The sequence below is a fragment of the Alcaligenes sp. genome (assembly GCF_050255915.1).
GTDB classification, from domain to species: domain Bacteria; phylum Pseudomonadota; class Gammaproteobacteria; order Burkholderiales; family Burkholderiaceae_B; genus Alcaligenes; species Alcaligenes aquatilis.
In genome coordinates, this window is record NZ_JBFWIQ010000026.1 from 1 (window position 1) to 5,294 (window position 5,294).

6 protein-coding genes and 1 pseudogene are annotated in these 5,294 nt (G+C 53.1%); all 7 read left to right on the forward strand.

Features of this window, described 5'->3' with window-relative positions:
* Positions 1 to 184: hypothetical protein (locus tag AB7E06_RS19070; RefSeq protein ID WP_427958158.1), on the forward strand; the 184-nt coding region annotated here is incomplete at its 5' end.
* A gap of 63 nt (positions 185 to 247) precedes the next feature.
* A complete protein-coding gene (locus AB7E06_RS19075) occupies positions 248 to 1,525 on the forward strand; it encodes a flippase (protein WP_427958160.1) in 1,278 nt (425 codons plus the stop codon).
* On the forward strand, positions 1,518 to 2,531 hold the full coding sequence (locus AB7E06_RS19080; protein WP_427958162.1) for a glycosyltransferase: 1,014 nt from the start codon (positions 1,518 to 1,520) through the stop codon (positions 2,529 to 2,531). Before AB7E06_RS19075 ends, AB7E06_RS19080 begins: the two co-directional genes overlap by 8 nt.
* Positions 2,528 to 3,757, forward strand: coding sequence for a glycosyltransferase family 4 protein (locus tag AB7E06_RS19085; protein WP_427958164.1), 1,230 nt, complete (start codon positions 2,528 to 2,530; stop codon positions 3,755 to 3,757). Before AB7E06_RS19080 ends, AB7E06_RS19085 begins: the two co-directional genes overlap by 4 nt.
* Positions 3,758 to 3,827: 70 nt before the next feature.
* Positions 3,828 to 3,995 carry a hypothetical protein gene (locus AB7E06_RS19090; RefSeq protein WP_427958166.1) on the forward strand — a complete coding sequence of 56 codons (168 nt, stop codon included), beginning with the start codon at positions 3,828 to 3,830 and terminating at the stop codon, positions 3,993 to 3,995.
* Positions 3,992 to 5,038 carry a glycosyltransferase family 4 protein gene (locus AB7E06_RS19095; RefSeq protein WP_427958168.1) on the forward strand — a complete coding sequence of 349 codons (1,047 nt, stop codon included), beginning with the start codon at positions 3,992 to 3,994 and terminating at the stop codon, positions 5,036 to 5,038. The genes AB7E06_RS19090 and AB7E06_RS19095 overlap by 4 nt, the downstream gene beginning before the upstream one ends.
* A pseudogene (locus AB7E06_RS19100) lies at positions 5,035 to 5,294 on the forward strand (glycosyltransferase family 4 protein); the annotation flags it as partial. The gene AB7E06_RS19095 and the pseudogene AB7E06_RS19100, both read left to right, overlap by 4 nt.

Consider the following 5,294-nt stretch of genomic DNA (forward strand, 5'->3'; position numbering starts at 1 on the left):
ACCGCGAGAAGCAGATGTGAACATCAACTCTGCCATTGTTAACAAAGAGAGGAAGCAAGATCTAATGGTAAGCAGAGCCGAGAATGGTCAACCATCCATACCCCACAAAGAAGGGCGAGCATCTGCCACCGGCGAAGATGAAATCGACCTCGTCGATCTGGGCGTCGCGCGCCGCGCGTGTTGAGACAATGACGGTGCAGATCACCATTCTTCATGAGCCCACGCAGCGGCACCACCGTGTTGCGCCATGAGCGTGCTGCGCAAGAACATTGTTGCCTTGTCCGTTTTGCAGGGTGCGAACTATATCCTGCCGCTGATCACGTTGCCCTATCTCGTGCGCGTACTCGGCCCGGAGAACTTCGGCCGTATCGCTTTTGCGCAAGCATTTATTCAGTATTTTGTAGTGGCGGTTAATTACAGCTTTGATTTAAGCGCGACGCGTGCGGTTGCCTTGGCTAAGGACAACCCAGTTGAGCTTTCTCGCCTTTTTTCCTCTGTGATGACGATCAAGATCGTAATCGCGTTACTTGGCTTCATGCTTATGGCCGCGCTTGTGGCGATATTCCCTGTTTTCGAGCATGACTGGGTGTTGTATTGCCTGATGTACTTGACGGTCGTCGGTAATGTGCTGTTCCCTGTCTGGCTCTATCAAGGCTTGGGACACATGCGGCATATCACAGCGTTCACGATCATGGCGCGATCCTTGATGGTGATCGCAATTTTCGTATTCGTCACAAATTCTGCGGACTACGCAATTGCGGCAGGTTTGCTTTCGGCCGGTATGTTGATGGCCGGCTTGATCGCGCTGGTATTCATACCAAGACTTGTGAAAATCCGTTTGTGCTGGCCGGGATTTAGCCGGTTAATGCAGGATTTTCTGGCTGGGCGGCATATCTTCGTGGCCATGATGGGCGGTAGCGTATATAACAGCAGCAATATTTTTATTCTGGGTTTGGTAGCGAGCCCCGCCGTTGTGGGTTACTTTGCGGCGGCTGATAAACTCATCAAGGCTGTGCAAGGCATCATCCAGCCAGTATCACAGGCGGTTTATCCCCATATTGCAACCCTTATCGCCAGATCAAGAGATGAGGCGTTGACATTCATCGGTAAGCTGCTACGGATTATCGGGGGAGGCATGCTCGGCGTCTCCATCGCCTTGTTCTTGTTAGCTGCTCCGATCTCGGAAGTCTTGTTTGGTGGTAAATTCGATCAATCGATTCATTTGATCGAGCTTATGGCCTTGGTGCCATTCCTAATCGGGCTTAACAATGTCTTCGGTGCGCAGTTTCTAGTTCAGTTCGATTTGGGCCGCTTGTTGTCGTTCAGCATTATCTTGCCTGCGCTGGTGCACGTAGCTGTTTTGTATTTTATAGCAAATAACTGGGGAGCAAGCGGCGTCGCTCTTCTGATGATTTTCACTGAAACGTTCGTATTAGGAATTCGCATCATTGGCTTGCAGGGAGAGAATAAACAGATGCTTTGGCATGTTTTGCTAGCACGTACGCCACAAACTAAAAATGTCTGAACTCATCAATCATTCGATCACGGTTGTGACGGTCACATACGGTGATCGTAAGACACTCCTTCTTCAAGTGCTTGAAAGCTTGCAGGAGCAGAGGGTGGCGCGCATCGTAGTGGTGAACAACGGCGCACACTGGTCGGTGCAATCCGAGCTTACCGCTTCTTATGGCGATTTCGTGGATGTGGTGGAAATGGGCGCTAACACCGGTTCCGCGAAGGGATTTGCGACCGGTATCCAGCGAGCGCTTGACTTGGGCACCGAATATGTCTGGTTGTTGGATGACGACAACCGCCCGCATGGTGATGCTTTGTTGAAATTGCTTGATGCCTATACAGAGGCGCAAAAAACTACGCCGCGTGACCGGCTGGCAGTGGTGGGGTTTCGGCCAGAACATCAGGCGGGCGTGGCGATGGGCATGGCTGCACACCGCATCAATCCGCGAGCCAACAGTTTTTGCGGATTTCATGTATTGGATATCCCGTACAAGATCTGGCGGCGCACCCCTTGGGGTAAACCTAAGGGGCAAGGAAAATTACCCGAGACGGTCTCCTTGGATACTGCCCCCTACAGTGGGCTGCTGTTCCATCGGGATTTGATCCAATCCATTGGGTTGCCCAATGATATTTTCATATTGTATGCAGACGACTTAGAGCTCACCTACCGTATTACAAAAAAAGGTGGGAAGATCTTTTTGGTGGTTGCTGCGATGATCGATGACATTGAATCATCTTGGAATATTAAAGCCCATTTTGGCAATGGCTTTGTAGGTCAATTGAAGGGAACGGGAGATTTTCGAGCTTATTATGGAACTCGAAATAGCACTTACTTTTACAAGAACTACATACAGAAAAACCCTTTTGTATTTTGGATAAATCGGATGGTATATACAGGGCTATTATTTCTGTTTTCAGTGGCGCTTGGAGAGCGTGCCCGGTATCGATTACTGCGCGAGGCAATCAAAGACGGACTGGTGGGCCGGCTTGGAAAGAACGACCGGTTTCCGTTATGAAAATCCTCTTTTTACATTCACTGGCCGAGCCCGAACTGGGCGGCGGCGCCGAACAAACCCTGTGGACGATGATGCGCGGCTTGCGCGACGCCGGGCATGAGTGTGTGTTGCTCGCCACCTCTTATACAGCTGGGCTGTCGCGAACCGAGCAAGAAGGCATCACGATATGGAAAGCCGGAATTCGCAACGTCTATTGGCCGTTTCATAAAAAACGACCTGCTGCGCCGTGGCGGCTGTTGTGGCACGCGCTCGACAGTTACAACCCTTGGATGCAGGGCTATCTGCGCGAAGTGGTTGGGCGAGAGCGACCGGACGTGGCATCCGTGCATAATCTGCCCGGCTGGTCTGCGGCAAGCTGGAAGACTTTAGCGGAGCTTGGCGTGCCCACCGTGCAGGTTTTGCACGATTATTACCCGGTCTGCATTAAAACTTCGATGTATAAAAAGGGGCGGAATTGCGCGGGTCAGTGCGCAGGCTGCCATGTGTTCCGACTCCCCCATCGGGCTTTGAGCCGCCGTGTTTCGTCAGTCGTTGGCGTCAGTCGCTTCATGCTGGATCGGCATCGCGCATTAGGTTATTTCGAGGGGGTGCCGATCCAGCGGGTGATTCATAATGCGCGGGATGCTAATGAACTGGGTTCGGGGCGCGCCTCGGTCATAGTACCTCATGAGGGGTTGCGTTTAGGTTTCATCGGGCGCTTGGACCCGGCAAAGGGCATCGAGCCGTTGATCGATGCCTTTCTGGCAGCCGGTCTACCCAATGCAGAACTTTGGATTGCTGGTAGTGGTCGTCAGCATGACGAAGAGCGCCTGCACAGCAAGACAACAGACCCGCGAATTCGCTTTCTCGGACGTGTCGCGCCGCGCGATTTTTATCCGCAGGTGGATGCGGTCGTGGTGCCGTCGCTTTGGAATGACAATTTGCCGGGCGTTGTTTTCGAGGCACTGGCCTTCGGCAAGCCAGTGATCGGCTCGCGCCGAGGTGGCATCCCTGAGATGATCCGCCACGAGGAAAATGGCCTGCTGTTCGAGCCCGATATACCGGGTGAATTGCAGGCTGCGCTCGAAGCCATGGCCGATGATGCCCTGCGTGCGCAACTGACGGTGCAGGCCAAGCCCAGCAGCGCGCCTTTTGTCGATATTAGGGGCTGGGTCGCGCAATATGAAGCCCTGTACCGTGAGGTGTCGAATGCGGTGCCGACCAGTTCGCTGCAGGTAGGTGCCTGATGCCCAAAGCCGCTGCTGTCACCCTGTTTGCTTTGCCGCTTCAAAAGGCAGGCTTTGGTGGAGTCACATATTGGCGCATAAAGTCGTTGAGTGGCGCTTGCCGGTTATTCTGGCGCTGTTTGCCTATGGTGTTGTGATGAATGAAGTTGAAGACGATTTATTGGTGTTCTTCTGGGAGCTTGTCTTGTCTATGCCGAATCGTGCCGGAAGTCAAGGGAAGGGCAGGGTAAGCAAATGAACAAATCATTCATAATGAATACCAGAGTGTTGCAGTCGCACACAACTGGGGTACAACGTTATATCTTGGAACTTCAGGCCCGTTTTGGAGGGAAGGTTGAACTTACTGCGCCCAAGCAGTCTTTAGCTGGCGTTCAGGGGCACGCTTGGGAGCAATTTGTGCTGCCATCAAAGGTTCGAGGCAAGGTGTTGTTCAGTCCGTCCAATACCGGTCCTTTGACTGTAACGAGTCAAGTTGTTACGTTGCACGATGTGGTGCCACTGGATCATCCTGAGTGGCTGAACACCAAATTTGCTGCATGGTATCGATTCTTGACACCGCGTTTGGTTAAGCGTGCCGCGCATGTCATCACGATATCGGAATATTCCAAAGAGCGGATTCAGGCTCATACCAGCATTGATGAAAGTCGTATTACGGTGATTCCTAATGGCGTTGACGCACGATTCAGGCCACATACGCCAGATGAGGTGGTTGAAAAGCTCAATGGGCTTGATTTACCCAGTCGTCATTATGTGCTGTGTGTTGGTTCATTGGAGCCACGCAAGAACTTGGCGCGGCTACTTCAAGCCTGGTTGCGCATTCAAGCAGATATTCCGGATGATATCTGGCTGGTGTTGACGGGTAAGCGCGGCAATTCGCGGGTGTTCGCCGAAGCGGCCGGTATGGACGCGCTTCCGCCGAGAGTGCATTTGACCGGTCATGTTGCGGATGATGTGTTGCCTGCGTTGTATGCGGGGGCAGTGGCTTTTGTTTTTCCCTCGCTGTATGAAGGTTTCGGCCTACCGCCGTTGGAAGCGATGGCCAGCGGCGTACCTGTGTTGACCGGCAATCGCACGTCTCTACCGGAGGTGGTGGGAGATGCTGGTTTGATGGTGGACCCTGCTCGCGTGGACGAAATTGCTGAAGGCTTGTTGGCCCTGATCGATAATGAAGGACTTCGCAAAGAGCTAATCAGTAAAGGACTGCTCCGCGCCGAGCAATTTGATTGGGCAGAGACCGCAGGGCGCACTTGGGATGTTTTACGACAGGTAGCACAAACATGAGGCGCATCGCGATCGTCCACGACTGGCTGACCACCTATGCCGGTGCCGAGCGTGTGCTGGAGCAGATGCTTGCCCTGTATCCGCAGGCTGACTTGTTCAGCGTGTGCGACTTTCTGCCGGAGCTCGAACGGGCTTTTTTGCAGGGCAGAACACCTAAAACCACTTTTATCCAGCATCTCCCTGGCGCGCGCAAGCGCTACCGTCAGTACTTGCCCTTGATGCCGCTGGCGGTCGAACAGCTCGATCTGTCCGGTTA

What these genes read in the sequence shown, in the direction of transcription:
- AB7E06_RS19080 (WP_427958162.1), top strand. Translation starts at nt 1,518, where the DNA reads ATGTCTGAACTCATCAATCATTCGATCACGGTTGTGACGGTCACATAC.
- AB7E06_RS19085 (WP_427958164.1), top strand. Translation starts at nt 2,528, where the DNA reads ATGAAAATCCTCTTTTTACATTCACTGGCCGAGCCCGAACTGGGCGGC.
- AB7E06_RS19075 (WP_427958160.1), top strand. Translation starts at nt 248, where the DNA reads ATGAGCGTGCTGCGCAAGAACATTGTTGCCTTGTCCGTTTTGCAGGGT.
- AB7E06_RS19095 (WP_427958168.1), top strand. Translation starts at nt 3,992, where the DNA reads ATGAACAAATCATTCATAATGAATACCAGAGTGTTGCAGTCGCACACA.